The organism is Mesorhizobium tamadayense, from assembly GCF_003863365.1.
Lineage (GTDB): Bacteria > Pseudomonadota > Alphaproteobacteria > Rhizobiales > Rhizobiaceae > Mesorhizobium > Mesorhizobium tamadayense.
This window is the reverse complement of record NZ_RQXT01000030.1, coordinates 46,551-71,029: the sequence shown is the minus strand read 5'-3', so window position 1 is coordinate 71,029 and position 24,479 is coordinate 46,551. Positions and strand designations below refer to the sequence as shown.

At 61.4% G+C, this 24,479-nt stretch carries 26 protein-coding genes and 3 pseudogenes; 18 read left to right on the top strand and 11 right to left on the bottom strand.

Features of this window, described 5'->3' with window-relative positions:
- Positions 1–72: 72 nt before the first annotated feature.
- Together EH240_RS22315 and EH240_RS22310 are read right to left on the bottom strand one after the other, a co-directional pair.
- Complete coding sequence (locus EH240_RS22315) at positions 73–906, bottom strand: ABC transporter permease (protein WP_245436290.1); 834 nt, start codon at positions 904–906, stop codon at positions 73–75.
- Between the two features lie 47 nt (positions 907–953).
- On the bottom strand, positions 954–2,066 hold the full coding sequence (locus tag EH240_RS22310) for an ABC transporter ATP-binding protein (RefSeq protein WP_125002617.1): 1,113 nt from the start codon (positions 2,064–2,066) through the stop codon (positions 954–956).
- Between the two features lie 233 nt (positions 2,067–2,299).
- On the opposite strand from EH240_RS22310, the gene EH240_RS22305 reads away from it, so the two are divergent.
- From EH240_RS22305 to EH240_RS22285, 5 genes are all read left to right on the top strand, one after another.
- Entirely contained in the window at positions 2,300–2,989 is a 690-nt protein-coding gene (locus EH240_RS22305; RefSeq protein WP_125002615.1) for a GntR family transcriptional regulator, read from the top strand.
- Positions 2,990–3,091: 102 nt separating this feature from the next.
- Entirely contained in the window at positions 3,092–4,447 is a 1,356-nt protein-coding gene (locus tag EH240_RS22300; protein WP_125002613.1) for an aspartate aminotransferase family protein, read from the top strand.
- The gene (locus tag EH240_RS22295; protein WP_125002611.1) at positions 4,447–6,162 is read left to right on the top strand and encodes an acetolactate synthase catalytic subunit; all 1,716 of its coding nucleotides are present in this window, start codon (positions 4,447–4,449) and stop codon (positions 6,160–6,162) included. Before EH240_RS22300 ends, EH240_RS22295 begins: the two co-directional genes overlap by 1 nt.
- Positions 6,159–6,932, top strand: coding sequence for an SDR family oxidoreductase (locus EH240_RS22290; RefSeq protein WP_125002609.1), 774 nt, complete (start codon positions 6,159–6,161; stop codon positions 6,930–6,932). Before EH240_RS22295 ends, EH240_RS22290 begins: the two co-directional genes overlap by 4 nt.
- Before the next feature lie 14 nt (positions 6,933–6,946).
- Entirely contained in the window at positions 6,947–7,654 is a 708-nt protein-coding gene (locus EH240_RS22285; protein ID WP_125002607.1) for a response regulator transcription factor, read from the top strand.
- Positions 7,655–8,074: 420 nt separating this feature from the next.
- Here EH240_RS22285 and EH240_RS22280 read toward each other — a convergent pair whose 3' ends face one another.
- Positions 8,075–8,734, bottom strand: coding sequence for a HipA N-terminal domain-containing protein (locus EH240_RS22280; RefSeq protein WP_125002605.1), 660 nt, complete (start codon positions 8,732–8,734; stop codon positions 8,075–8,077).
- Positions 8,727–8,957 (bottom strand): XRE family transcriptional regulator, encoded by a 231-nt coding sequence (locus tag EH240_RS22275; protein WP_125002603.1) that lies wholly within the window; start codon positions 8,955–8,957, stop codon positions 8,727–8,729. Before EH240_RS22275 ends, EH240_RS22280 begins: the two co-directional genes overlap by 8 nt.
- On the opposite strand from EH240_RS22275, the pseudogene repC reads away from it, so the two are divergent.
- The 3 genes and pseudogenes from repC to EH240_RS22260 all read left to right on the top strand — a co-directional run.
- Positions 8,953–9,093 (top strand): annotated as a pseudogene (gene repC, locus EH240_RS22270) (replication initiation protein RepC); the annotation flags it as partial. The gene EH240_RS22275 and the pseudogene repC overlap by 5 nt on opposite strands.
- 96 nt (positions 9,094–9,189) lie before the next feature.
- A complete protein-coding gene (locus EH240_RS22265; RefSeq protein ID WP_125002601.1) occupies positions 9,190–9,621 on the top strand; it encodes an antitoxin Xre-like helix-turn-helix domain-containing protein in 432 nt (143 codons plus the stop codon).
- The gene (locus tag EH240_RS22260) at positions 9,618–10,100 is read left to right on the top strand and encodes an RES family NAD+ phosphorylase (protein ID WP_125002599.1); all 483 of its coding nucleotides are present in this window, start codon (positions 9,618–9,620) and stop codon (positions 10,098–10,100) included. The genes EH240_RS22265 and EH240_RS22260 overlap by 4 nt, the downstream gene beginning before the upstream one ends.
- A gap of 19 nt (positions 10,101–10,119) precedes the next feature.
- Here EH240_RS22260 and EH240_RS40130 read toward each other — a convergent pair.
- Both EH240_RS40130 and EH240_RS22250 read right to left on the bottom strand, forming a co-directional pair.
- Positions 10,120–10,251: pseudogene (locus EH240_RS40130) on the bottom strand (integrase); the annotation flags it as partial.
- Between the two features lie 56 nt (positions 10,252–10,307).
- Positions 10,308–11,960 carry a putative bifunctional diguanylate cyclase/phosphodiesterase gene (locus tag EH240_RS22250; protein ID WP_125002597.1) on the bottom strand — a complete coding sequence of 551 codons (1,653 nt, stop codon included), beginning with the start codon at positions 11,958–11,960 and terminating at the stop codon, positions 10,308–10,310.
- 683 nt (positions 11,961–12,643) lie between these two features.
- Between EH240_RS22250 and EH240_RS22240 the strand changes: the two genes are divergently transcribed.
- Positions 12,644–12,877: an AbrB/MazE/SpoVT family DNA-binding domain-containing protein gene (locus tag EH240_RS22240; protein WP_125002595.1), complete on the top strand. Its 234-nt coding sequence runs from the start codon at positions 12,644–12,646 to the stop codon at positions 12,875–12,877.
- Positions 12,874–13,278 (top strand): type II toxin-antitoxin system VapC family toxin, encoded by a 405-nt coding sequence (locus EH240_RS22235; RefSeq protein ID WP_125002593.1) that lies wholly within the window; start codon positions 12,874–12,876, stop codon positions 13,276–13,278. Before EH240_RS22240 ends, EH240_RS22235 begins: the two co-directional genes overlap by 4 nt.
- Before the next feature lie 82 nt (positions 13,279–13,360).
- On the opposite strand, the gene EH240_RS22230 is transcribed toward EH240_RS22235, so the two are convergent.
- Positions 13,361–14,533 carry a site-specific integrase gene (locus EH240_RS22230; RefSeq protein ID WP_125002591.1) on the bottom strand — a complete coding sequence of 391 codons (1,173 nt, stop codon included), beginning with the start codon at positions 14,531–14,533 and terminating at the stop codon, positions 13,361–13,363.
- A gap of 63 nt (positions 14,534–14,596) precedes the next feature.
- Between EH240_RS22230 and EH240_RS22225 the strand changes: the two genes are divergently transcribed.
- The 4 genes and pseudogenes from EH240_RS22225 to EH240_RS22210 all read left to right on the top strand — a co-directional run bounded on the left by EH240_RS22225 (position 14,597) and on the right by EH240_RS22210 (position 18,984).
- A complete protein-coding gene (locus tag EH240_RS22225) occupies positions 14,597–14,860 on the top strand; it encodes a type II toxin-antitoxin system Phd/YefM family antitoxin (protein WP_167484108.1) in 264 nt (87 codons plus the stop codon).
- Positions 14,861–14,868: 8 nt separating this feature from the next.
- Positions 14,869–15,299 (top strand): annotated as a pseudogene (locus EH240_RS22220) (plasmid maintenance toxin (PemK-like)).
- Between the two features lie 473 nt (positions 15,300–15,772).
- Positions 15,773–17,002 (top strand): HlyD family secretion protein, encoded by a 1,230-nt coding sequence (locus EH240_RS22215; protein ID WP_125002588.1) that lies wholly within the window; start codon positions 15,773–15,775, stop codon positions 17,000–17,002.
- Complete coding sequence (locus EH240_RS22210) at positions 16,984–18,984, top strand: glycosyltransferase (protein ID WP_125002660.1); 2,001 nt, start codon at positions 16,984–16,986, stop codon at positions 18,982–18,984. Before EH240_RS22215 ends, EH240_RS22210 begins: the two co-directional genes overlap by 19 nt.
- A gap of 337 nt (positions 18,985–19,321) precedes the next feature.
- On the opposite strand, the gene EH240_RS22205 is transcribed toward EH240_RS22210, so the two are convergent.
- The 4 genes from EH240_RS22205 to EH240_RS22190 form a co-directional block, all read right to left on the bottom strand.
- On the bottom strand, positions 19,322–19,522 hold the full coding sequence (locus EH240_RS22205) for a DUF6494 family protein (protein WP_125002587.1): 201 nt from the start codon (positions 19,520–19,522) through the stop codon (positions 19,322–19,324).
- A gap of 237 nt (positions 19,523–19,759) precedes the next feature.
- The gene (locus EH240_RS22200; RefSeq protein WP_125002585.1) at positions 19,760–20,929 is read right to left on the bottom strand and encodes a site-specific integrase; all 1,170 of its coding nucleotides are present in this window, start codon (positions 20,927–20,929) and stop codon (positions 19,760–19,762) included.
- Positions 20,919–21,335 carry a type II toxin-antitoxin system VapC family toxin gene (locus EH240_RS22195; protein ID WP_125002583.1) on the bottom strand — a complete coding sequence of 139 codons (417 nt, stop codon included), beginning with the start codon at positions 21,333–21,335 and terminating at the stop codon, positions 20,919–20,921. Before EH240_RS22195 ends, EH240_RS22200 begins: the two co-directional genes overlap by 11 nt.
- The gene (locus tag EH240_RS22190; protein WP_125002582.1) at positions 21,335–21,577 is read right to left on the bottom strand and encodes a type II toxin-antitoxin system Phd/YefM family antitoxin; all 243 of its coding nucleotides are present in this window, start codon (positions 21,575–21,577) and stop codon (positions 21,335–21,337) included. The genes EH240_RS22195 and EH240_RS22190 overlap by 1 nt, the downstream gene beginning before the upstream one ends.
- A 214-nt stretch (positions 21,578–21,791) precedes the next feature.
- On the opposite strand from EH240_RS22190, the gene EH240_RS22185 reads away from it, so the two are divergent.
- The 4 genes from EH240_RS22185 to EH240_RS22175 all read left to right on the top strand — a co-directional run bounded on the left by EH240_RS22185 (position 21,792) and on the right by EH240_RS22175 (position 24,314).
- Positions 21,792–22,709 (top strand): RHE_PE00001 family protein, encoded by a 918-nt coding sequence (locus EH240_RS22185; RefSeq protein WP_342634104.1) that lies wholly within the window; start codon positions 21,792–21,794, stop codon positions 22,707–22,709.
- 70 nt (positions 22,710–22,779) lie between these two features.
- Positions 22,780–22,971: a helix-turn-helix domain-containing protein gene (locus tag EH240_RS39915; protein WP_342634103.1), complete on the top strand. Its 192-nt coding sequence runs from the start codon at positions 22,780–22,782 to the stop codon at positions 22,969–22,971.
- A 108-nt stretch (positions 22,972–23,079) separates the two neighbouring features.
- Positions 23,080–23,706, top strand: a complete 627-nt coding sequence (locus EH240_RS22180; protein ID WP_245436288.1) for an XRE family transcriptional regulator — start codon at positions 23,080–23,082, stop codon at positions 23,704–23,706.
- The gene (locus EH240_RS22175; protein WP_342634106.1) at positions 23,703–24,314 is read left to right on the top strand and encodes an RES family NAD+ phosphorylase; all 612 of its coding nucleotides are present in this window, start codon (positions 23,703–23,705) and stop codon (positions 24,312–24,314) included. Before EH240_RS22180 ends, EH240_RS22175 begins: the two co-directional genes overlap by 4 nt.
- Positions 24,315–24,479: the final 165 nt, after the last annotated feature.

Here is a 24,479-nt window from a genome sequence, read left to right as displayed (position 1 = left end):
CGGAGCCGCAAAGGAGCTGCCTGTTCGTGTCGTCCTGCGCTCACGGGCAACGCAGGGACGCCGGACGACTGGTCAATAAACACTGGACAATCCCTTGCTGAAGGAAAGCGACTTTCGAAACGCAACGACGATCAGAAGCGTGATGGCCAGCAGAACGGTCGATAGCGCCGCCGCGAAGGGCCAGTCGAGCAGGACGGTGGTCTGCTGGCCGATCAGCGAGGCCATCATCATCGATTCAGGACCGCCCACCAAAGCGGGCGTGATGTAGAAACCAAGCGCAAGCACAAAGCACAGGATGGCGCCGGCAAACACGCCGGGCAGGCTCAGCGGCAGCGTCACAAGGAAGAAGGCCTTGACCTTTCCCGCCCCAAGACTGTGGGCTGCCCGCACATAATCGTTGGGTACTGCCCGAAGTATCGAGAAGATTGGAAGAATGGCAAAAGGCAGCAGGACGTGCGTCATTGCAAGGATCACGGCGCCTTGCGTGTAAAGCAGCTTGATTGGTCCTTGCGTCAGGCCTTCCGCGATGAGGAGAGAGTTTATGAGGCCATTGCGCTGGAGAAGCACGATCCATGCATAGGAGCGGATCAAAACGGACGTCCACAAGGGGATGAGAACACATGCGGTGGTGAGTGCCGCGGCGCGCTTCCTGAGCCGCGCCATTGCGAGCGCGACCGGGTAGCCAAGAACAATGCAGGCAAATGTAACCGAAACCGCGGTCACGATACTGCTTGCAAGTACCGTCGCATAAAGCGGCTCTCGCAACAGGCGACCATAGGTGGCCGACGGACCTGCCGAGAGACTGAGCATGATCAGTCTGAGCAGCGGGTAGAGAAATCCGATCGCGAGGATCGCGATGGCAGGAGCGACCAGGATCCAGGACACCGCGGGGGCGTAGCTTCGCATTGAGCGGGCCCGCGGCCAGCACGAACGCGTGGAAGGTTGCGGCTGCCTCATGCGGCGAGACTTTCCCTTGCCGGAAACGCCTGCAGCATCGCTTCGTCGAACGCTACCGCAACGAGTGCCCCTCGCTCGAGGCCGGCTATTTGATCGGCCGGCATCTGAACACGCAGCACAACATCAGGCAGTGCTTCCGGGCGGATAAGGAGAATCTGCGTTGGCCCAACAAAGATGGAAGCCTCAACGGTACCGGCCAACATTCCGGCCGCATTGTTTTCCCTTGGCGCCAACCTGATGTGCTCGGGCCTGATGGCGAGGCATACAGCGCTACCCTTGGATGGGATCGCCAGTCTCCCACCGCCAGTCGCTTTCAGCACGATGCCTTCGGCGACTTGAATGACGTGCTTGCCGTCTTCGCGGCCGACAAGAATGCCCGGCACGAAGTTCATGGCTCCGATGAAGTCCGCAACGAAAGCGCAGCTCGGACGACGGTAGAGTTCGGCTGGTGTTCCAATCTGCTGTAATGAGCCATGATGCATGACCGCGACACGATCGGACAGCGTCAGAGCCTCTTCCTGGTCATGCGTCACATAGATGACCGTAGCGCCGAGCCGCTCCTGGATGCGCTTGATCTCGATCTGCATGGCTTCGCGCAGTTTCTTGTCGAGCGCCCCAAGCGGTTCGTCCATCAAGATGACAGGAGGATCGAAAACGAGCGCGCGGGCGACCGCGACGCGCTGCTGCTGGCCTCCCGACAGTTGGCTCGGATAGCGATCCCCGTACTGCGGCAGCTGGACCAGCTCAAGCATGTCCTCGACGCGCTTAGCGATCGTCGATTTCGCGGCCCTGCGACGCATTTTGAGCGGAAAGGCGATGTTCTGCCTGACCGTCAGGTGCGGAAAGAGCGCATATTTCTGGAAAACCATTCCGATGTCGCGAAGGTAGGGCGGCAGATAGGTGATGTCTTTGTCGCCGATGCGTATCGCCCCGCTGGAGGGAGGCTCAAAGCCGGCGATAAGCGTCAACAGTGACGTCTTGCCTGAGCCGGAGGGGCCGACGATGGAGACGAATTCGCCGGCCTCAATTTCCAGATCGGTTTGGTTCACCGCGACGATATCCCCATAGCTCTTGCGGAGTCTGGAAAGGGTCAATGCCTGGCCAATCAATGCTGCCTCCTCTGTTGGTGGCGTAGGGTCCGGCGTTGCGTCAGACCCCGCCACCGGGCACGGCACTCCGCAATCCAGCGCCTCCGGCCATCTGGAACCGTGGTCTCGCCGCTCGTGACAGACGAGGGGGACGCTGCTAAAGAAGAAATTGATGCGACAATCTCTTTGCAAAAACTTCATATAACATTTTTGTTGCATCAAAAATGGGGACTGTCAACAGAGATCGGATGGGAATGGTGCTGGATCTGAAGATCGCGGCTGGGGCTGGTGGGCAGGGCGCCAGCCTGGGAGATGCCGCTTACCGGGAAATGAAAGAGCGCCTGATCCGCGGCAAATACCGGCCCGGATACAAAATGACGGTTCGCGCCGTCGCCGAGGAGTTGGGTGTGAGTTCGACGCCGGCGCGCGATGCCATCAACCGGCTGACCAGCGAAGGCGCGCTGGTCTACGCGGGACCCAAGACCGTCATCGTGCCCGTCCTGGGTGAATTGGACCTGAAAGAGCTCACGACGATAAGGATTGCCTTGGAGGGGCTTGCTTCCGAGAAGGCTGCCCCTTTCGGATCAGAGCAACACGTTGAACTGCTTAGTCAAATTCAAGGCAGGATCAGTGCGGCTCTCGATGCCGGCAATTATGGCGAGGCGCTATGGCACAACAAGGAATTTCACTTCCATGTCTATGAGATGGCCGGTCTTCCACATCTGACCACGATGATCGAAAGCCTTTGGCTGCGCGTGGGGCCGTCACTCTACAACCTCTATCCCGAGTTCGCCCAGGAGAGAAACGGTGTGCGAAACCATCAGATGGCGATGGAAGCGCTTGCCGAGCGAGATGGCGCCGCGTTGCGGGCGGCCTTCGAGAGCGACATTCGCGACGGTTATCGGCTGTTACGGCTCGCGGCCAGACGCTCCGCTCGGGTCTGACGGGATTTTTGTTGCACGGACTTGACGTGTCGCAATTTTGTTGCAACAAACTTGCGAAGTTCGCACGAAGGCGGACCTGAATTCCCACGGAAAGTCCCAGCCATGCTCTCGCAGAACGCCAATTCGGGAAGGCCGGCGCCTGATCGCGCCCGGTCGTCCAATCTCTATCGCCGCGGCCAGCGGGTGTTCCCCGCGGGCGTTAGCCGGGCGACTATCGAAAAGGATCCCCTGCCAATTTACCTTGAGAGAGGCGAGGGCGCCTATGTTGTTGACGTCGACGGCAATCGGCTCCTCGATCTAAACAACAATTTCACCACCCTGATCCACGGACATGGCTTCGGCCCCGTGGTCGAAGCCATCGGAGACGTGCTGCGGCAGGGCACGTGTTTTGCCAATCCCATGGAGCATGAAATTGCGCTCGCCGAATTGCTGGTGTCGCGCATTCCTGCTGTCGAGCACGTACGCTTTGTAAACAGCGGGACCGAAGCGGTGATGTATGCCCTCAAGGCCGCGCGGGCCTTCACCGGACGCTCTTCGATCGTGCGCTTTGAAGGCGCCTACCACGGAGCCTACGATTGGGCCGAGGCGGGCCAGAACGGTGTCGGCGAGAGTGGGGTATCGGGCAGGCGCCTGCCGAAGCTCGGCTACACGGGTGCGCCCAAGGCTATCGCCGACAGCGTGATTGTCGTTGATTTCAATGACGCCTCGGGCCTCGACGCGGCCATTGCTCCGGTAGCGGCTGACATAGCCGCGATCCTCGTGGATCCAATGCCAAGCCGGGCCGGGCTACTCCACCCGTCCGCTGACTTCATTGCCGCACTTTCCGCAACGGCGCGCAAACACGGCATTCTCATCATTGCTGACGAGGTTCTCAACTTGCGCCAGGGCTTTGCCGGCGCTTCGGCGCGTTACGGACTGGAACCCGACCTGGTGGTCGCCGGCAAGATCATCGGTGGCGGCTTTCCCATCGGCGCCGTCGGCGGCCGAGCCGACATCATGGCAGTCTTTGGCGCCGACGACAAAGCGCCGCTCGTCTCACAGGGCGGCACATTTTCTGCAAATCCTGTCTCAATGATCGCTGGCCGGATCGCGATGGAAGCTTTGACGCCGGGTGCCTTCGATCGTTTGGAGGAACTGGGTGATCGGGTGCGAAGCGGTTTGGCGCAGGTAATTTCAAAAAGGGGCGTGCCGTTTTCGGTCTCTGGAGCCGCGTCGTTGTTCCGCGTCCACCCAAAGAAGGATCTGCCGGCAAACTACAGGGCAGCGCAGATGTCGGCGCAGGAAGCTTCAACCATGCGCGCATTGAGCCGGCATTTCCTCGCCCACGGAATCCTGTTGCCGTTCGGCGCAGCTGCCTGCCTTTCGACACCCATGACGACCGCGGAGATGGACCGGATTGTCGCCGTCTTCGATGATTTCCTTGCTCAAGGTGAACCAAGCGATGGAGACAAGCGATAATGCAATCGGCTCTCACCAAAGGCACCGTCGCTGATCGGATCGCGGACGCGCTGAAGCGGCACGGTGTGGAAATGATCTTTGCCCAGAGCTTGCCCTCGGCCATCATTCTGGCTGCCGAAGCGCGGGGCATTCGTCAAATCGCCTATCGGCAGGAGAACATGGGTGGCGCCATGTCCGACGGCTATGCGCGGCTCTCCGGCAAGGTCGGTGTGGTTGCGGCACAAAACGGCCCTGCGGCGGCCCTGCTGGTGGCGCCATTGGCCGAGTGTCTCAAGGCAAGCATTCCTGTTGTAGCGCTTGTCCAGGATGTCGAACGCGACCAAACCGATCGTAATGCTTTCCAGGACTTCGACCAGATTGCCCTGTTTCAGGCCTGTACGAAATGGGTCAGACGCCTGACCGTCGCGGAACGGGTCGACGACTATATCGATGCGGCATTTACCGCCGCCACGTCCGGCCGATCCGGGCCGGCCGCCCTGCTTCTGCCTGCCGATTTGCTGCGATCGCCGGCGGTTGAGCAAGGCCGATCACGCGCCAGCTGCCTGGGACGCTGGCCGCTCGATCACTCGAGACCATCGGACAATGATCTGCGGCGCGTCGCTGAACAGATCGCCCGCGCGCTCTCGCCGGTGATCGTTGCCGGAGGCGGTGTCCATTGCAGCGGAGCAGCCGAGGAACTGGCACGCCTACAAGAAGAAGCAAGCCTTCCTGTCTTCACCACCAACATGGGAAAAGGCGCTGTCAGCGAACGCCATCCGCTGTCGGCCGGAGTCCTTGGATCACTCGTTGGCCCGGGCTCGCTAGGTTTCTACAGCCTCCAACTCATGGAGGACGCCGACCTCGTCGTGCTTGTCGGCACACGTACCAATCAGAACGGCACCGACAGTTGGCGCCAGATTCCGAAGGCAGCCAGCATCGTCCATATCGATATCGACCCGACCGAAGTGGGCCGCAACTATGAGGCAACCCGCCTGGTCGGCGACGCAGCCGAGACCCTGGCCGCCTTGCGGCAGGCGCTGTCGAAGAGCGACCTGACACAGCGAAAAGTTTCGCGTGCGGTGGTTGAGGCAAAGATCGCTACCTTCTGGGAGCAGTTCGAGCTTGCATGTGAACCTCAACGGACATCGCCCCAGTCGCCGATCCGGCCCCAACGTATCATGGCGGGGCTACAGCGATTTCTTGAAAGGGACATCACGATTGTCGCGGATGCCAGCTATTCCTCGATGTGGATCCTTGGGCAGCTGCGCGCACCGCGCGTCGGCGCGCGGTTCATCACACCGCGGGGATTGGCCGGACTGGGCTGGGGATTGCCGCTGGCACTCGGCGCCAAGGCCGCTCGGCCCGATCGTCCAGTCGTGGCAGTAGTCGGAGACGGCGGTTTCGCGCACAGCTGGGCGGAACTCGAGACGATGGTGCGGATGAATCTGCCGGTTACGATCATCGTTCTCAACAACGGAATACTGGGTTTTCAGCGCGACGCCGAAACCGTGAAGTTCGGCAGCTACACCTCGGCGTGTCATTTCTCGGCCGTGGATCATGCCGGCATAGCGAAAGCCTGTGGCTGCCCTTCCATTCGCGTCGCTGATCCGGCAGAGCTCGCCCCGGCCTTGAAACGCGGGATAGAGGGTGGTGGACCACTTCTCATCGAGGTGATGACGGACCCGGACGCGCATCCGCCTTTGTCCCTGTTTGCAGAGATGGACAAGGCGGCATGACGGACCTTCCTCAACGCGTTGCCGTCGTGGCTGGCGGCAGCTCGGGCATTGGCCTGGCGACGGTCTCGAGCCTGCTGGAGCAGAGCATCAAAGTCGCCTTGTTTGGTCAAAGTTCTGAGCATGTTGAATCGGCAAAAGAGAAGCTGTCGGTGCACGATCGTGCTGGGAACATTCTGGGCCGAACCGTCGATGTGACGGATCGCTCTCAGATACTGAGGTTCTTCCATGAGCTGGCGAGCCTTTGGTCAATGCCGGACATCCTCGTCTACAGCGCGGGCATATCACCAAAGGGACCTGGCGGTGCGACGCCTTTTGTCGACGTCTCGCCTGACGAATGGCAGTTGGTGCACGCCGTCAATGTCACCGGGGCGATGCTATGCTGCCAGGCGGTCCTGCCACACATGATCGAACAAGGGTTCGGTCGCATCGTCCTGGTGGGCTCGGTTGCCGGTCGCACCATTCCCAGGATCGCTGGGGCCGCTTACGTCACCTCGAAATCGGCGCTCTCGGGCTTGACCAGGGTGCTCGTAGCCAATAATGCCGGTCGGGATATCACCGTCAATCTCGTGGCACCCGGTCGCATTGCCACTGACATGGCCGGACCGCCCGATAGCGAAACCAATAGGGCGGCCCTTGCCCGCATTCCGGTCGGGCGCCTCGGCAAGCCCGACGACGTCGCCGCCGCAATTCGCTTCCTCGTTTCCGACAGCGCCGGTTTCATCAACGGCGCGACCCTGGACGTCAACGGCGGAGAGTTTGCTCCGCTGTGAGGCCGGAGGGCAGGATGGAATTTCGCATACTGATCTGTTCTCGCGATGCGCAGCTGTTCCTGCTTCTCCAGCACGTCCTGGCGACCGAAGGATTCGTCGCTTCACTCGCAAGCGGGACCGATGACATCCTGAAGTTGGTTTCCAATGGCCCTGTCCGAGCGATAGTCATCGACAACTCCACCACCCGTGTGGACCTTCATTCGCTCAGGGCCAAGCACCAGCAAGTCAGCTTCATTGTGCTTTCAAATCAGCCCGCGGCGCCACGGGGATTCGGAAATGGGGTAGCCGACGCCGATCTCGTCCTGACACGACCGTTCAACCCATCTCGCCTCATCCAATTCCTTCGCCGCTTGCGGGTGGAAGCAGTAGTCACGAAAGACGGCACCAGATCCGCCGAAACACTGTTGCGATTTGCAGATCTGGAGATGGATTCGACAACTGTGAAAGTGCGGCGGAACGGTCATGACGTGCCGTTGACGGCCCTGCAGTTTCGGCTTCTGCGGCACCTTCTCAAAAATCCCGAGATCGTTCAGTCCCGGGAGACTTTGATCACGGCGTGCTGGTCGTGGGAAGCTGAAGTCGAACCGAGGACGGTAGATATCCACATGGGCCACATACGCAGTGCGCTCAAGAAGTTTGGACCGGATCTGATCAGAACCGTACGCTCACATGGATATGCCCTGGCTGCTGAGGTGTCGTCCGGCGATCCTCGTTTGCCTTGACGCCTAGACCGCTCGCATCAGGCTAGGCTTCATCTTCGATCACACGGCAGGCGCAAACCTCAATGGCGCAAGCGACGAAAGACCCGAAGCCAGAAGCTGTACTCGTCCTTTTTGTTTTCGAACCACGCCCCAAGCGCGCAGAATGCTACAGCGGTAGAGGCATCACTGCCGTAAAGTTCAGCCGCGTGTTGAGCTATCGAACCTTCGACAATCTCACTGGTTCCGGCGCCAAACGATTGGCCAGGCACATAATAGCCAAGATGAGGATAAGAATTTCGAGACAAGCACAACCTCCTGCGTCCGACGCAGGGAAAAGAATTCTAAGGCCGGACGTTGGTGCTCCACTATGAGCCGTGCGGATAGAATTACCGCACCGTCCCAGGCATGTGCTTGGACAAGCAACCTACTGCGCAGATGAAATTACTGCAAGTGATTGACTGAGATTGCTATTTTTGTCTGCATCACTGCGGTTCGGCGAGCGGGCAGGTAAAGTGCGGGCGCGCTATATCTCGCCACAGCCTGGCTCAGTTCGCATTCCAATCTACGGGTCGCGCTCACGCAGGCGATCAGCCGGTTGACCCCCTTGCGATGTTCGGCCGCGGTCTCCACATCCTCCAGCAGCGCATCTGTTGCGGAAAGGAGCTTCGGGAGATTGATGAGCGGGGGAACAGGCGCGCCGTCATGCGCCCGAAACGGGGCGCTCGGCTCGTTGGCAAAGCGCAGCGCGCCCTGGCGCGTCTCGTCGTTGACCATCAGGAGATAGTCCATCTCATTGAGGGTGCGGGCCTTGGTCTTGTCGGCTTCCGCGCGGCGCGCCTCCGCCCGCTTCATCAGCCTCCGGCCCCAGCGGTCAGGGGCGGAATCGCCGAGCGAGCCGAACAGCTTCCGGGGCGTATGGTACTGGCCTTTGCCAAGGGCCAGCGCAGGTTCGAGCGCGTATCGCAGCGGATTGGCGAGCCAGTCAGCCTCATACTCAAATGTGGCTGTCTCCTTGCCCGTGTTGTTATGCGCGTAGAGGCAGCCCACCAGGTGCGGGGTGCCTTCAAGGTCCGCATAAACATAGGCGAGCCGGTCAGTCATCGCCGTCTCCAGGCGTCCTGCTGGTGCGTAGGCGCACACGCTTGGGCAGGTTGCGTTCCTCGATCGACTGGCCGAGGGAATCCATGGCAGGGTCGGCAAGGTTGCCGAGACCCTCTACCAGCCCTAGGACGAACAGAACGGCAGCGTAGATGCCGAGCGCGACGGACTCATCTCCCTTCTCAACCTTTGTCAGGGTGGAGCGGCTGATGCGGGCGCGTTGCATTCTGCATCGGGCACAGCACATCGATTCAGCTGGCGGCTATCTGCGCGTTCTAACCGAGAAGGCGAGGGCAGGGCAGTTTTCGGTCGGGCCGATGCTGATGGCGGCATTGCGAGCGAACGGTCAGAAGCAAAGATGACAGGGTAACCGTTGGCGGATCGGTTCGCGCTGATGCGGGGCTTGCATGGCACATCAAGTGAGGCTATATTTTGCCTCAAATGGAATGGAGAGTGAAATGCTAGCGTTCGGAAATGTCGCCGACGTGTTGGGGCTGCCCGTTAAAGAGGTGGCGTCACGGTCGCCTTTCGGGCTGATCTCCCGGATCGAGAATGGACTTCCCATCGGGGCGCTCGAGCGCGTTGCGCATCTTCTGGCACCTGGCGATGCTCAGTTCAAATACCGGCTGATCCCCAAGGCGACCTACGAGCGGCGCAAGACGGTACATCGTCTCTCGCCGGACGAGGGCACACGATTGGCCCGCGTGGCGCGCGTCTGGGGTCTTGCTGTCGATGTCTGGCAGAACGAAGAGGAAGCGCGCGACTTCTTGTTTCGGCCGCACCCGATGATCGAGGACAAGCGACCGATCGACGTGGTTATCCTGAGCGAGTTCGGCGCCGAAATGGTGGTCGATATCCTCGCAAGTCTGAAGTACGGCAGTGCTGCGTGACGGCGCAGACTCTCGATCGCACGCTATCGTCCTTTCGTATCGGCGATCCGGCCGGCACCTACCCGATCTTCGACGCGACCGGCTCGACAATCGCGCCAGGGCGATGGAACACGGCTGGAAGTCCTATCATCTACACCAGCGAGCACTATTCGACGGCCCTGTTGGAAAAGCTGGTGCATGGCAGCGGCCGACTTCCGCCCAACCAGCACTACGTCGAAATCACAATCCCGCGCGGCCTGACTTACGAGGTCTTTTCCCAGCCGTCACTGCCCGGCTGGGACACGATGCCGGCGACGGTGAGCAAGGGATTTGGCGAAACCTGGTGTTTAGAACGGCGCAGCGTCATCCTGCTGGTGCCGAGTGTCGTGGCGCGTCTCGATTGCAATGTGCTGATCAATCCGGCGCATCCGCAGTTTTCAAGGATCCAGACAAGTCTGCACCAGCCCGTCTACTGGGACCGGCGGCTGTTTGGCGCATAACGATGGGGCTTTCTGTCGCCTACCTCGAGGCTTGGTGAGATTCGACGCGGAACCGGTGGGGCGACGCATGGCCGAGATGCTTTAGCACATAGCGCTCATCAAATCGGGCCGACGAGGCGAGCCCGGCGCGCAGCGAATGGCCGGAGAACCGCGCGGGCGGACGCTGGCGCACACCGCCAGTTTCACCGCGCTCTGCAAGCCCGCTACCTATCGAGTCGCCAGCGACGATATTAGAAGGAAATCATGAATCGATTCAGCGCTCATAGGGGTACTCAACAAATTGCCCTGTAACCGATCACACCCTCTCTTTCGAAGCCAGGCTGCCTGGTGCGCGTTCTCGACACCCTCCGCCGTAACCCGCATTCCCAAGCCGTGAGCAAGGGCAATGATGGAGCGGACGATCGCCTGGCTTTTGACGTCGGTTTCGACGTCTTTAATGAAGTATCTGTCGATCTTGATCGTGTCGAAGGGGAAGTTCTTTAGATACGCCAATGAAGAATAGCGCGTGCCGAAGTCATCGAGAGAGATGCGGACTCCCAGTACCTCTAGCGTATGAAGGGTGTCGAGATTGTTGGTCGTGCGTTCGAGCAGGACCGACTCGGTAATTTCCAGTTCCAGGTGCTCAGGTGGGAGGCCAGCGGAATCAAGGATTTGGGCCACCCGATCGGTCAAACCCTTACGCAGGAATTCAGCCGGCGACAAGTTCACCGCGACTGTGAAATGCGCTGGCCATGTGACTGCTTGCCGGCAGGCTTGCTCAAGCACCCATTCACCGATCTCTCCCATAAGCCCATCTGCTTCCGCCATGGGTATGAACATGCTTGGCGGGATGATCCCGGCGAAAGGGTGCTGCCACCGGAGAAGCGCCTCGAAGCCAACTATGGATCCGGATTCTGCCATCGGCTGGTATTCGATGAAGAATTGCTGTTCCTGCAACGCCACTCGCAGACTGCGTCTCAGCATCTCGCGCTGTTCCAACATAATGAGCATGGAGCGGTTGAACGTTCTGGCGCGCCCACGTCCCTCGTTCTTCGCAGCATAAAGGGCGATATCCGCAGCCTTCATCAACTGCTCGCCGTCATTCCCGTCTTCGGGCGCAATTGCGATGCCTATGCTCGTACCGACAAACACATCAATGCCGTCAACGGTGAACGGCTCTTTGAAGGCATTTACAATCAAGTCAGCCAAGCCCTCGGCCTCGGCGGGCTGTACTCCGCCGCGCTGAATGACGGCGAACTCATCGCCGGCCAGCCGATAGGCAAGCTCTCCATCACCGAGCAAAGTTTGAAGTCGCTTTGCTGTTCCCTGCAGCACCAGATCTCCCGCAGCGTGTCCAAGCGTGTCATTGACGGGCTTGAAGTCATCAAGGTCAATTTGCATTAGCGCCAGTCTGTTCGCGCCGTGTAGCACCGGCAGGTCGCTACATAAGTCCTCACTAAATTGCCGCCGATTCGGCAACCCCGTCAAAACATCATGCGTTGCCTGGTGGAGAAGCAGAACACGCTCTTCGCTCTCGGAGTTTGGCGCATGCGGCCGGGCCAAGGCCTCGCTCGTCTCGAATATCCCGAGGCCACGTTCCGCGCGAAAGATGAAGAGTTTCCGACTAGTCCCCGACGGGCCAGGGATATCGATGCTTCGGGGCAAACCGGTGGCAAGCACCGATTCTACCGCCAACTTATGGCGAGAACCCAAGAGCTCTGGATAAACGTCCCATATTGTCGCCTGCAATGATGCGGCGATCTGATATTTTCGCCCGAGTGCTGCGGAACAGCCGATAAGTCTGGCATCCTGGTAGAGCGAAATGATCTCGTCGGCTTCGCTCCAAGGTAAAGTAGACGACGGCGCATCGAAATCAGTCATTCCGGTGCTCTTTCGATTGAAGTGTTTCAGAGACCAGGGCCTTCCGGTACCCTATCGTCCCATTCCGTGTAGACCGCTCATCGCCCCTTCCAATCAGCTCGCGGCGGCTCTGCCTTACTGAAATGATCGAGCCGCGTGTGGCGGTCAATGTTGCACGACCAGGGTGATAGCAATTTCTGAAATTCCTGTCTCTTCCAGCGCGAGGGTCCTTTGCTCTGAGGCATTTTCATTTTGCCCTAGTAAAACACATGCAAAATTAAGGGTTGTTCAACGGGCGCGCGGTCGGCAGTCAGGTCTGCGCCGAGGTGATGAGGTCGCCGAGGTAAGCGCGCTAGCGCGCCGCCGCCATTGCCCGGAGCCCATCGGGACGCCGCTCGCGCAGTCCCAGATTGCCGACCCAGCCGGCCACGCGCCTTGGCGGCCTTCATCCTGCCGGCGGCCTTTAGCGCGTCGATCTGGGCGCCGTTGAGCTGATCATTGAGGAAACGCCCATAGCCGATGAGGCGCCGCGATCGGGCGGGGAGAGAGCAGGGGCCGATTCTGGTTTCCAAAAATGCAATATGTGAGCAAGGAAGGGGTGCCGGCGTCTCACGCGTCGTTTGGTGAAATTCGACCACCCGGGGATTGAAATTTGACCTGTCGAGTAATACCTACTGGAAAACTGGTATTACCGAGGTGGGAACATGACGACTACAGTCACGGCCAAGGGACAGGTGACCATCCCAAAGCCGGTCCGCGATCTTCTCGGAATCGTTCCGGGCAGTACGGTCGATTTTCGCCGCGCCGCCGATGGTAGCGTGGTAATTGCACGCACTGACGAGAAGCAGCCCGTGAGCCGATTTGCGAAGCTGCGTGGCCATGCCGGCAAGGGGCTCGATACCGACGCGATCATGGCACTGACGCGCGGCGAAGCGTGACGCTCGTCGACACTAACGTTCTGCTCGACCTCGTAACTGACGATCCGAAGTGGGCGGATTGGTCGATCGCTCAGCTTGAGGCGGCAAGCCTCAATGGGCCGTTATCGATCAACGACGCAGTCTATGCCGAGCTTGCCGTACGATATGACCGCATCGAGGATCTCGACGCGTTTCTTGACGAAGCCGGTCTCGAAATCGCTCCGATGCCACGAGCTGCCCTATTTCTGGCTGGAAAGGTATTTAAGCAGTACCGCAAGGCGGACGGATCGCGCACCGGCGTGCTGCCCGACTTCTTCATCGGAGCCCATGCCGCCGTCAACGGGCTGCCGCTGCTCACTCGCGATGTTGGCCGCTACCGCACCTATTTTCCAACATTGAAACTGATCACACCGAATACCTGAGCGAAATGGCATCTCGGTCAATCCCTCGTGCGATCGACGTGTCGGGCTGGCGTCGCCATCGACATCAAATCATGCTCCGCATCTATATGATCACCCTCGCCGCCCGCCCGAGCGTCCGCTCGGCATCATTGTAGTAGTTCGACGCCTGCTGCACCGAGCGATGCTGTGACTGCTGCATGGCTTCGGGCAGCGGAATGCCGCGGCGCGCGGTTTCGGTGAGATAGCCGGAGCGCAGGCCGTGGGCGGAAAACGCCGCCGGATCGAGGCCGGCCTCGGCGACGCGGCGCTTGAGGATCAGATTGACCGCCTGCGGCGTCAGGGCGCGTTTTTCGAGATTGCCCCAGCGTTCGATGCCACGAAAGACGGCGCCTTCCGTGATCGCTGCCCGCTCGAGCCAATCTTTCAAGGCCAGCACCGGCTGGCCGACCAGCAGCACGAAGGCGTCGCTGTCGGCCTGCGTCGTTTTTGTCCGGCCGAGCCGGATCGACCGGCACGGGAGTTTGTCGCCGTCGGGAGCTTTGGGATCGGCCGGCACCGGGTCTTCTTCGATGATCTGCTCGATCCTGAGCGAAGCAATCTCGCTGCGGCGGCGGCCGCCGGAGGCAAAAGCGGTGATGAGAAGGGCGCGGTCGCGCACGTCTACGAGGCGATCGCCGGCGCAGGCTTTTAGGAGCGCAGTCAAAACATCAGCGGTCACCGCCCTTTTGCTCTTGCGGCCGCGCGGACGGGCGCTGGCGCGCACCGCCAGTTTCATAGCGCTCTGCAGGCCCGGCGCATTGAATTTTCCGATAAGTCCGCGCCACTTGGTCAAGGTGGACCAACTCGACAGCCGCCGGCGCACTGTGGCGGGCGCGTGCGGCCCATCGCTGCGCAATAGCCCTTGCGATTTCAGCGTCGCCGCGACGTCGGCCGGCATGCCGTGCGCCGGATCGGTTTCGCGTTTCGCAAAGTCCCACAGGTGGTGCGCGACGAATTTGATCAGCAGCGCCTGCGGCGCCGGCCAGGGGAGAGAGAAACCTGTCGCGGCCAGCGACCGCGCCTCGAGATAACCGAGGTCGGAGGCGAGTGCCCGCAGAGAGTTTGCGCCAATGCCTTCCTTGGCCAGATGGCGCAGCGTTGCGACGTCGTCGTCGGTCAGAACCCCGGCCAGAAAATCGCGGCGGTCGAACGGCAGCACGGAATCGAGCGCGTCGAGGGCTTCGGCCCGTCGCGCGACGATTTCGGCATTCTTGATCTTGGCAAGCTGCCCTGTCACTGGCTCGTTTCCATCTGGCTGGCGTCCGAAACTTGCGGAACGCCCGGAAAGCCCGTATCGCCGATGACCACCACCGTCACCGCCGCCGCCGTCTCGAAAAATTTTGGGGCCTATCAGGATGCCGCGGTCCGCGACCCGGTCATCATCACCAAGAACGGCCGCCCGCGCACCGTGCTGCTGGCCTACGAGGATTTTGTCCGGCTGTCGAAGCGCGACCGCCGGGTCGAGCTGACAACAGAACTCAGCGCCGACGAGATCGCTGCGGTTGAAGTTTCTGAAATGGATTTGACCATCTCAACGACGAGCTCCCCGGCGCAAATAGCCTGACGGCAAAAATGCTGCCGGCTGAAATTAAGATCGGCCACGTCTTCCGCTATTCCTATCTCTGGCATTGGCAACACCGCGAGGGTCGCGAAGAAGGCGACAAGGACCGGCCTTGCCTGGTGCTGGCGCTGGTCGCCATGCAGGAGGACGGCTCGCCGGTCGTCCGGGTCCTGCCGATCACCCATACGCCGCCGTCCGATCCCGCTGATGCCATCGAGATCCCGGCTGCGGTCAAGCTGCGCTTGCGGCTTGACGGTGAGCGGTCGTGGATCGTTTTGACTGAAAGCAACCGGTTCGCCTGGCCGGGGCCCGACATCCGGCCGGTGGAGACGGAGAGCGGTTATTACGGGCCGCTGCCGCCGGCGTTTTTGCCGCGGTCAAGCGCCGGTTTGTCGCCATCGCGACAGGCCAAGCGCATACCAGCACGTCGCGCACGGCGTGACGTCGGCTGGCGCTGCGGCATGCCGGGCGGCATCAGGGCAGGGGCAGTCTCCATCAAGCGCGTCTTCCAGGCGGGTTTCTGCGACCTTCGCGGCCGTGCTTTGCGCCGAATCCCCTTCGATTCCATCAAGCCGTGAACCGCTCTAAGGGCGCGGGGGGTCTCTTGTTCCACCGTAACGATCCGCGCCTTGTCACCCCACCTGCCAGTGGCGCCGGCCGCCAGCACCGTTGAGCACTCGAAACGTCGAGGTTGCCGCTCCAACCTCACAGATCGTAACCACTCCCGAAGGTGGTCCGGAAACAACACCGCTCTGATGTCCGCAAGGGCGCATCGAAAAGGGTCATCTGCATAGGCCAACCCTCCCTGATCCCTCAATGAACGGGTGTGTTATTGTTAACGGTCGCGCGCTAAGGTAGCGATCGGGCGTGGGGTGCCGTCACCAACAACGATGGTAAATCGCTTTGTAGGCGCCCATGTTCTGGAACAAACGCTTTGTCCGAATTGCGGTAGGAGTCATGCTGCTGGCCGCCGCAGTTCTTGCTCTCTTGCCTGGACTCACGGGCTACACCAGCCTCGACGGCACCATCAATGCGCGTTTCGCCGAGATCTCGGCCCCGATTGAGGGCACCGTGCTGCAGACGCCGCCAAAAACCGGCACGCACCTGCGGGAAGATGCAGCACTGCTGACCATCCGCAACGAGCGGGTGAATCGCGCCGTGGAAACATCGCTGGTCGCGGAACTGGAGACCACGCGGAACCGGGTGCGGGCGCTCGAAAATCAGCGCAGCGAGTTGGAGGCGCTGCGTGCCAGATTGGGCCGACGCTTCGATGCCTATAGCAAGGCGATGATCAACAGCATCGAACAGCAGATTGCGATTTCACGTCAACGCATCACGATGCTGGCTGCCCGACGATCGGCGAGTGCGGCGGAACTCCGGCGCAATTCCACGCTGATGGCGAGGGGCGTCGTTTCGCAGAGCAGTGTCGACGAGGCGGAAGCGACAGAGATCGGGGCCTCGGCGGAGGTCGAAGTCGAAAATCTGACCCTGAAACGGCTGGAGCGGCAGTTGGAGGCGATGCGGCAAGGCGTTTTTCTCGAGGACGGGCAAAACGACGTTCCTTACTCGCACCAGCGGCAGGACGAGTTGGCGATCCAGATCGCCGATCTCGATGCGCGTGCCGCAGAAAGCCGCACCCGCCTGGGACAGATTTCTAACCAGCTGGCAGAGGAGGCGCGACGGGTCGACAGTCTCGAACGCGCGGTCATGACAATGCCCTTCAACGGCGTAATCTGGCGTAACAACGTCGTTGCGGGAGCCAACGTCGTCGCCGGAAACGAACTGCTGCGCGTGCTCGACTGCCGCGACCTCTTCGTGGATATTCTGGTTCCCGAAGTCGATTTCGACCAGATCTATCCGCGCCGCGCCGCGGAGGTCCGCATCCTCGGGACTGATAATGTCATTGACGGTGAGGTCATTTCGGTTCGTGGCAATTCCGCGGTGGTAGAGGAGCCGACACTCGCGGCGATGCCTCCAAGCGGCAGAGGGCGCAACGCCCGGATCAGGGTGGCGCTCGCAAACTCGTCTCTCAATACCGACTACAGCAATTTCTGCCATGTCGGGCGGTCGGTCCAGGTCCGCTTCCACACGCGCAGCTTCACAATGGCCCAGTGGCTGACGAGGCTATGGTTCAGTATCTGGTAGTGCTGGCCCCGACCTTTCTGGTCGCGGCTTTCTTCCTCATCTTCGTCCAAGGCTGGTCGCGGTACCAGACCTGGACGCGCACCGTCACCTGCGCAATCGTTTTCGCGGTCGCTGTCCGCTATCTGTGGTGGCGTCTCACCGATACCGTGCTGCCCTATCCCGGTGATGGCCTCGATTTCTACTGGGTGTGGTTTCTCTATGGCATCGAACTGCTCGCATTCTTCGACATAACGCTCTTCCTCATCATCATGAGCCGGTATGTCGACCGCAGCGCCCAAGCGGATGCGCTCGCAAGCGATTTCTTCCGCCGGCCTCGGCAAGAGCTTCCGACAGTCGACGTCTTCATCCCGACCTACAACGAACCGTTGGACGTGCTCGAGCGAACCATCATTGGTGCGCTCGGCCTCCACTATCCCGGGGAAAAGCTGAAGGTATACGTGCTAGACGACCAGCGCCGGGATTGGCTTCGGCGGTTCTGCGAAGAAAAGGGCGCAATCCACGTTACCCGACCGGATAATGCCCACGCCAAGGCCGGTAACATGAACAACGGGCTTACGGTGAGCGATGGCGAGTTCATTGCGGTGTTCGACGCGGATTTCGTGGCACACCGGAACTTTCTTCGACGCACACTGCCTTTCTTCACCGATCCCGGCATCGGCATCGTGCAGACGCCGCAACATTTCTTCAACAGGGATCCCGTCCAGATCAATCTCGGACTGGAGCGGTCCTGGCCTGATGAACAGCGCCTTTTTTTCGACGAGATGGCGGCCAGCAGGGATGCCTGGGACATAAGCTTCTGTTGTGGTTCGTGCTCGATCACGCGTCGCGCGGCACTGGAGGCAATCGGCGGCTTTCCGACGGAGTCGATCACCGAGGATCTGCTGACGACCCTGACGATGCTGAACAGGGGATACAAGACGCGATACCTCAACGAGCGGCTTTCCATCGGGCTCGCCGCGGAAAACCTGAAGGGCTATTTCGTGCAGCGGCAACGCTGGTGCCAGGGCGGCATCCAGACGCTTTTCGTGCACAACGGACCCCTTCGCGGTCCGGGTCTCAGCCTGTTCCAGCGCATCATGTTCCTGCCCGTGAGCTGGCTCGTGCAGTATTTCGTGCGCTTGGCGATCCTCATCGTCCCTGCAGTGTATTTCTGGACGGGGTATCCTCCGCTCTTCTTCACGGAAGTAGCCGATTTGGTCAGCCACCAGCTGCCTGTTCTCGTCGCCTATTTCCTGCTGATGCACTGGATCACGCCGACACGCTATCTGCCGGTGGTTTCGAGCGCTGTCGGCGCCTTCTCCACCTTCCGGATGCTGCCGACTGTGATTTCGAGCCTGATCCGGCCATTTGGGCGGCCGTTTCGGGTGACACCCAAGGGAAGCTCGAATGTCGACAACAAATTCGACGGCTACACCTTTGCCTGCCTGGCAATATTGATCGCGGCCACTGCGCTCGGACTTGTGATCAACATCATTCCGGAATGGGCGCGCATTCCTCCGGGGGAATTCTCGCCAGTCGCAATCTATTGGGCACTGGTGAATGTTGTGGTGCTCATGATTGCGGCGCTGATCTGTTTCGAGAAGACGAATCCCGCCTCCGAGAGCCTCCGTGCGGATGAGCCGGCGCGGTTCGGCGGCATCGCCGGGCGGGCTGTCAGCCTGACGCTCGGCAAAGCCGTGGTCGAAATCCCCATCGGAACCGACGTCGAGACCGGCAAGGTCGTCGAAGTAACGCTGCACGGCGTCGAGCCCTTCGAAGCGGAACTCAGGGTCGTCACCAGGCGCACACAGGGGAGGCGCCGGGATACCGGCGCGCTCAAATATGGCCATCTCCATTACGATCTGACTGGAGCGGCGCGCGACCAGATGATCATTAAGCTCTACACCGGCGACTACTCGCAGGATATCGAGGAGCTTCGACGGCGGACCGTGGCCGCCGGCCTGTTCTCACGGACGTTCGGGCCGGCCTATCAACGCGCATAGCCAAAATCTTTCTGACAATCGGGCGCAGGGCCACGGGCGAGGGAAAAGCTCACAATGGTTCTGAGCATTAGCAGCGCAATCAGTTGCAAGTTTGCAATCTGCCGATGCTCGAAGAATAAGCTCCAGCCGCAACTTCCAACATAGCTCATGCACCGCACGCGTCTGCAAGGCCACGAGTTGATCGAGCGGCCCGGCCGCGGCTGGACGCTCTGGAAAGAAGGCGCGCCGGCCCATACAGTGCCAGCCGGTGGCGATGCCAAGCGGGTGAACCCGTCTTTGCTGGCGTCACTGCTAATCCGTCTCGACGCTTTCGGCCGCGTCGGACGTTTCGCCTGGCTTATGGAAGTTCGATCTCGCCGTCCACCACGTGGTTGAGGCCGGTGCCTTCCGCCGTCAGCGTCATGCGGACGTTCAACTTCTTCTTCTTCTCGCCGCCGATTTGCCCTTCGCGCACCGTCTCCTCGATCTTGCGCTGGGAGGTGACGCCGACTTCCTTTAGGAACTTGCGGATCGACATGTTGAAGGCGTCTTCGCTCATGGCGGAACTCCTCTGTGTCCGGAAGAGATTGTAAGGGAAGGCAAGGGATCAAGGAAGCAGGACGGTGACGCTCGGTCCCATAGAAACAGATCCCGAGCCGGAAGGAGGCGTCGGGCCCTTGGGCTTGATCGGCCTTTGGAAGCAGGAAGAGTGGGCGCTTACTGCCAAGCCGCTACCGTGAACAAGGGCCGTCTTTGTGCGGGCAGCAGTGTTCCCGACAGAACGGCTGGGGACGCGTCAGACAATCAGCCTTGCCGCGCGTCCCAACTGCCGTTCCGCGTCGTTGTAGTAGCGCGAAGCCTGCTGGACAGATCGGTGCTGCGACTGCTGCATGGCTTCGACGAGGGGGATGCCACGGCGGGCGGTTTCGGTGAGGTAGCCGGCGCGCAGGCCGTGCGCGGAAAACAGTTGCGTATCGAGGCCGGCCGCGGCGGCGCGGCGCTTCAGGATCATGTTGACGGCCTGCGGGGTCAGCGCCCGCCTTTCGAGATTGCCCCAGCGGTCGATGCCGCGGAATACTGCGCCTTCGGTGATCCCGGCTTGCTCGAGCCAGTCCTTCAAGGCCGAAACCGGTCGGCCGATGAGCAGAACGAAGGCGTCGGTATCGGCTTGGGTCGTCTTGGTGCGACCGAGGTGGATCGACAGGCACGGCAGTCTCTCGCTGTCCGGATCCTTCGGGTCGACGGGTACCGGATCTTCGTCCCTGAGCTGCTCGGCACGGAGGGCAGCGACCTCGCTGCGGCGGCGGCCGCCGGAGGCAAAGGCGGTGAGCAGCAGGGCGCGGTCGCGGACGTCGACCAGCTTTTCGCCCGCGCAGGCCTTCAGCAGGGTGGCGAGAATATCGGCGGTCACTGCCTTGCGGCTCTTGCGGCCGCGCGGCCGGGCGCTGGCGCGAGACGCGAGCTTGATGGCACTCTGGAGCCCCGGCGCGTTGAATCTTCCCTTGAGCCCCCGCCATTTCGTCAGCGTCGACCAGCTAGAGAGCCGCCGGCGCACCGTCGAGGGCGCATGCGGACCGTCGCTGCGCAGCAGGCCTTGCTTCTTCAGCGCAACTGCCACGTCTTGCGGCATGCCGTGCGCCAGATCGGTTTCGCGCCTGGCCGGGTCCCAGAGGTGGTGGGCGACGAACTTGATCAGCAGTGCCTCAGGCGCCGGCCAGGGGAGAGGCTGTCCGGTGGCGGCCAGCGACCAGGCTTCCAGATAGCCGAGGTCGGAGGCGAGCGCGCGCAGCGAATTCTCGCCGATGCCTTCCTTGGCGAGGTGCCGAAGTGTGGCGACATCGTCGTCGGTGAGGAGCTCGGCCAAAAAGTCGCGGCGATCGAAGGGCAGCACCGAATCCAGCGCGTCAAGGGCTTCGGCGCGCTGAACAACGCCGCGGTTTGCCAGATCGCCAAATTCAGCCGTCATTGGCGAATGGTCCCAGGACGACAACGCCTTCGCCGTGCGCGGCAGCGGCTAGCTTGCGGTCCAGCGTGGCGAGCGGCAGAGACTGCTCCAGCGCCAGCGCCAGATAGACTGCATCGTAGGCGCTCAGCCCATGCGCCTCGGCGAGCGCCATGACGCTGGCATCCGCGCCCGGACCGGCATCTTCCAGTGGCAGGCGCCGCAGCCGGCCGAGCGCGGCGAGCGCGTCACCGCCGTCGATGCGCCCGCGTCGCCGGGCGACAAGCAGGATGCTGCGGATTTCGTGCCAGAATAAGGATGGGACGGGGCAAGCGCCGCCAAGTCCCCCTACCAGCGCCTCGGCGGCCTGACTGTGCTCTTCCGGCAGCAGCCAGGCCGCCGCGATGGACGCATCGAGGATCAAAGACATCAGTAACGGTGCCCCTCGTGCTTCCAAGCCAGAATCTCCTCGGTGGTGACAGGCTTGGCGCGGGCCCGGGCGGCGCGGACCTCTTCGATCAAGGCGGTGAGGTCGGTGTCCTTGCGGATCCTGCTAAGTTTGGCAATCGGATCGTTGCCGCGCGAAATGATCACCTCCTCGCCGGCTTCGACCTTGGCCAGGAGTTCCGACAGGTGGGTTTTGGCTTCGGCAACCTTGACGGTGATGGTCATGACGGCGCGCTCCGGAAGATTGGGCTCTGTGGTCGAGCGCAGCGTGGCCTGGCCCGGCGATCGGCATTTTGGGCAACGGTAGAGCCAAAAGCGGAGTTGGTCAACCAGTGAACCACATCACTATCGATAAGAGGTCATTGCCAGAGAAAATCCCCTGCAAGTCAACTTAAATGCCCGATAGCTTGACTAACGCGAACCAGCCATCATGAAAACAATGGCTTACGATATCGGTCTTTTGTCCCTCGACATCCTCATCGCGCCTGTCGCGAAGGCGACCGAGGCTTTGGCGCGGCTCGACGAGCGCCTGGCCCGCTCGCCCGTCCGCGACGGCTTCGTCGAGCGCCAGCATTTTGCCGATGCGGCCGCCGTGCTCTGGCTCGAGGGCGAGCTCGTCCACCTCGAGGACCTTGTCCTGCACGACGCCCACATGGACATCCGCACCCCGACCCACGAACTCACCCGCGCGCATGCGGTGCTGCGAACCCGCCGGCGAATTTTTTCGCAGAAGCCGGACTGGGCGCTCAGCCGCGACGGTTTTTTGGCGCTGACCAGCCGCAGTGCCGCCATGCCGGCGGCGGCGGGACAAAAAAACCGGGAAGCGGAGGGGGCTGAAACTGCCTTTGTCGAACCCGACGGTCGGGATGACGCTGAGGACGATCTGTTGGCCGAAGAATTTGCCGAGATCGATGCCGTTCTGGCCCGCTCGTCGAAGATTCTGAGCGGCGCAGACGGACCTGGTCGAAAGGAGGAAACGTCACGACGTGACCGGCCGGAGCCGCAAAACGGCCTGATCTACGATCTCGACTGGAATGAAGAAGAACGGCTGGCCGAATGGCAGGATGTGATTTTTGAGACACGCGATCTGCCGGTCGTTCTGCGCGCCGCGATCCTGCTCGGGGCCTGGTCCGACATCGAGGTGCTGCAGCATGCCACCTGGCTCGGCCCTCTGTTTTGCGCCGCGCTGCTGCGGCAAGAGGGGTTTGGGCCGCACCTTCTTGCGTCCCTGCATCTTGGGGCCAAAAACATCCCGCGGGAGCGTAGGCGCGCGCGGACGAAAAACGACCGGCTGCTGGCCTGGCTCGATGCGATCCACGACGCCGCTCTGGCCGGGTTGAAGGAGCACGACCGGTGATGGCGAAGAGCCAGATGGAACGGCGTCTCAAGCAGCGCCGCGCCAGCTCGAAACTCTCCCAAAGCTCGTGATGTCGCGGCCACTCGTCTCGACTGGCATGATCCAGGATAGGCTAAAGGTGACAAAACAGGGCGCGCTCAACCTGGTCGGCGAGCTCGGCCTGCGCGAAATGACGGGTAGGGGGAGGTTTCGGGCGTGGGGATTGTGTGATTACGGCAGTTGGCTGAAAGGACTACGAACTTTACAAAATTATCGAACTTGACGAACTTGCCTTTTGTGCCCACTCTAGTGGAAACAGGATGTTGTCGTCATGGCCGCTCCAAAGCGTAGCAATCATAGCGGGACCGCATCGCATGCGGGAGTAACCACAATGGCATTTAGCACGAAGCTGCCTTCGCAGTCGGACTTCAAGAAGGTGCTGCTCGAACGCTATCAGGAAGCGATCGCCCGCAGCCGCAAGATAGGCCATCGCGTCTCGTTTCGAGTAGAGGTTGACCCGGCCGCCGGGGCGCAAACAATCACACCCGTCGAGGAACAGCCGCTTGCTTCCGATAATGCGCTTCCCGTCGAAGACACGGGAAAGCCCGACGCTGAACTTGAAGCGGCGCTTGCCGAAGCGCGCGCGCGTGGCCGCAAGCGTGTCGCCGAAATCGTCGCCGGCGAGGACATGATAAGTGCGGAAGCCTTTGCCAAGCTGCTCGGCACGTCGCGGGTGACGGTCAACGCCAAGCGGCAGAGCGGGCAGGTGCTCGGGATCGATGGCGCCAAGCGCGGTTTTCGCTTTCCCGTATGGCAGCTCGACAAGGACGGCCGGCCGTTCGGGGCATTGCCGGCGCTCCATGCGACGTTGGGCAATAGTGCCTGGGCGGTCTACCGATTTCTGGTGTCGCGCCATGGCGCGCTCGATGGCCGCACAGGTCTTCGGGCTCTTCAGCAAGGCAACGACGCCTTGGTGTTAGCCGTTGCGGAAGGTATGGCCAGAGGCGACTTCGACTGAATGCCCGGCGTTCCACCTCCACCCGATTTTGGGCGCGCAAAGCTCGAAATCGAGACCATACTGCCGGGCGGACATTCGGTCGGATCTACTGGAGCACCTATCCTGATCCGCTGGGATACGGGAAGTCGGCGAGCCGTTTCAGCGATCCGCGGCGCCGTGTCGATGCAAACCGTTTTGGCGTTCTTTACCTCGGGGATTCCCTGAAGGTGTGCTTCCTCGAAGCTGTGCTCCGTGACCGGCGGGAGGGAATGGTCGACGACCTTCCGATAGATGAGGTGGAGCTGACACAACGGCGCTTTGCGGAGATCACGACCACGGCGGACCTTCGCGTGGTCGACCTCCGGGGCGACAACGTGGTCAGGATGGGTGTGCCTACCGACGTCGTTCGGGCACAGCGCCAGAACCTGGCACGCCGGTGGTCGCTGGCGTTTCACGAGCACTCGTCTCGGCCCGACGGGATCATCTACCCCTCTCGCCTCAACGGCGCGACCAATCTCGCCATCTACGATCGTTCGATTGCAAAGCTTCAGCCGAAGCGCGTTGTGGCGCTTCTCGGCGCGCCAGGGTTGGCTCAGGTTTTGGAGGATTTCCGGGTCGGCTTGGCGTAAGGAAGCAGCTCGTACGCGCCTCGTTGGTGAAGGTCGCTGGGCGCCAGGAGCGGGCCAGTCCGACGTGTGTTCTGGAACGACCACAACGGGGCCGGGAGCGGCCAGTCGGGCACAAGTCTGGGATAGCCGCATCGGGGCCGCAATCGCTGACCCCTTCTAATCTTG

Bases quoted from the DNA above. Each gene is read 5' to 3' on its own strand.
- EH240_RS22315 (WP_245436290.1), bottom strand. From the start codon at position 906: ATGCGAAGCTACGCCCCCGCGGTGTCCTGGATCCTGGTCGCTCCTGCC.
- EH240_RS22305 (WP_125002615.1), top strand. From the start codon at position 2,300: ATGGTGCTGGATCTGAAGATCGCGGCTGGGGCTGGTGGGCAGGGCGCC.
- EH240_RS22300 (WP_125002613.1), top strand. From the start codon at position 3,092: ATGCTCTCGCAGAACGCCAATTCGGGAAGGCCGGCGCCTGATCGCGCC.
- EH240_RS22295 (WP_125002611.1), top strand. From the start codon at position 4,447: ATGCAATCGGCTCTCACCAAAGGCACCGTCGCTGATCGGATCGCGGAC.
- EH240_RS22290 (WP_125002609.1), top strand. From the start codon at position 6,159: ATGACGGACCTTCCTCAACGCGTTGCCGTCGTGGCTGGCGGCAGCTCG.
- EH240_RS22285 (WP_125002607.1), top strand. From the start codon at position 6,947: ATGGAATTTCGCATACTGATCTGTTCTCGCGATGCGCAGCTGTTCCTG.
- EH240_RS22280 (WP_125002605.1), bottom strand. From the start codon at position 8,734: ATGACTGACCGGCTCGCCTATGTTTATGCGGACCTTGAAGGCACCCCG.
- EH240_RS22275 (WP_125002603.1), bottom strand. From the start codon at position 8,957: ATGCAACGCGCCCGCATCAGCCGCTCCACCCTGACAAAGGTTGAGAAG.
- EH240_RS22265 (WP_125002601.1), top strand. From the start codon at position 9,190: ATGCTAGCGTTCGGAAATGTCGCCGACGTGTTGGGGCTGCCCGTTAAA.
- EH240_RS22250 (WP_125002597.1), bottom strand. From the start codon at position 11,960: ATGACTGATTTCGATGCGCCGTCGTCTACTTTACCTTGGAGCGAAGCC.
- EH240_RS22240 (WP_125002595.1), top strand. From the start codon at position 12,644: ATGACGACTACAGTCACGGCCAAGGGACAGGTGACCATCCCAAAGCCG.
- EH240_RS22225 (WP_167484108.1), top strand. From the start codon at position 14,597: ATGACCACCACCGTCACCGCCGCCGCCGTCTCGAAAAATTTTGGGGCC.
- EH240_RS22215 (WP_125002588.1), top strand. From the start codon at position 15,773: ATGTTCTGGAACAAACGCTTTGTCCGAATTGCGGTAGGAGTCATGCTG.
- EH240_RS22210 (WP_125002660.1), top strand. From the start codon at position 16,984: ATGGTTCAGTATCTGGTAGTGCTGGCCCCGACCTTTCTGGTCGCGGCT.
- EH240_RS22205 (WP_125002587.1), bottom strand. From the start codon at position 19,522: ATGAGCGAAGACGCCTTCAACATGTCGATCCGCAAGTTCCTAAAGGAA.
- EH240_RS22200 (WP_125002585.1), bottom strand. From the start codon at position 20,929: ATGACGGCTGAATTTGGCGATCTGGCAAACCGCGGCGTTGTTCAGCGC.
- EH240_RS22195 (WP_125002583.1), bottom strand. From the start codon at position 21,335: ATGTCTTTGATCCTCGATGCGTCCATCGCGGCGGCCTGGCTGCTGCCG.
- EH240_RS22190 (WP_125002582.1), bottom strand. From the start codon at position 21,577: ATGACCATCACCGTCAAGGTTGCCGAAGCCAAAACCCACCTGTCGGAA.
- EH240_RS22185 (WP_342634104.1), top strand. From the start codon at position 21,792: ATGGCTTACGATATCGGTCTTTTGTCCCTCGACATCCTCATCGCGCCT.
- EH240_RS39915 (WP_342634103.1), top strand. From the start codon at position 22,780: ATGTCGCGGCCACTCGTCTCGACTGGCATGATCCAGGATAGGCTAAAG.
- EH240_RS22180 (WP_245436288.1), top strand. From the start codon at position 23,080: ATGGCATTTAGCACGAAGCTGCCTTCGCAGTCGGACTTCAAGAAGGTG.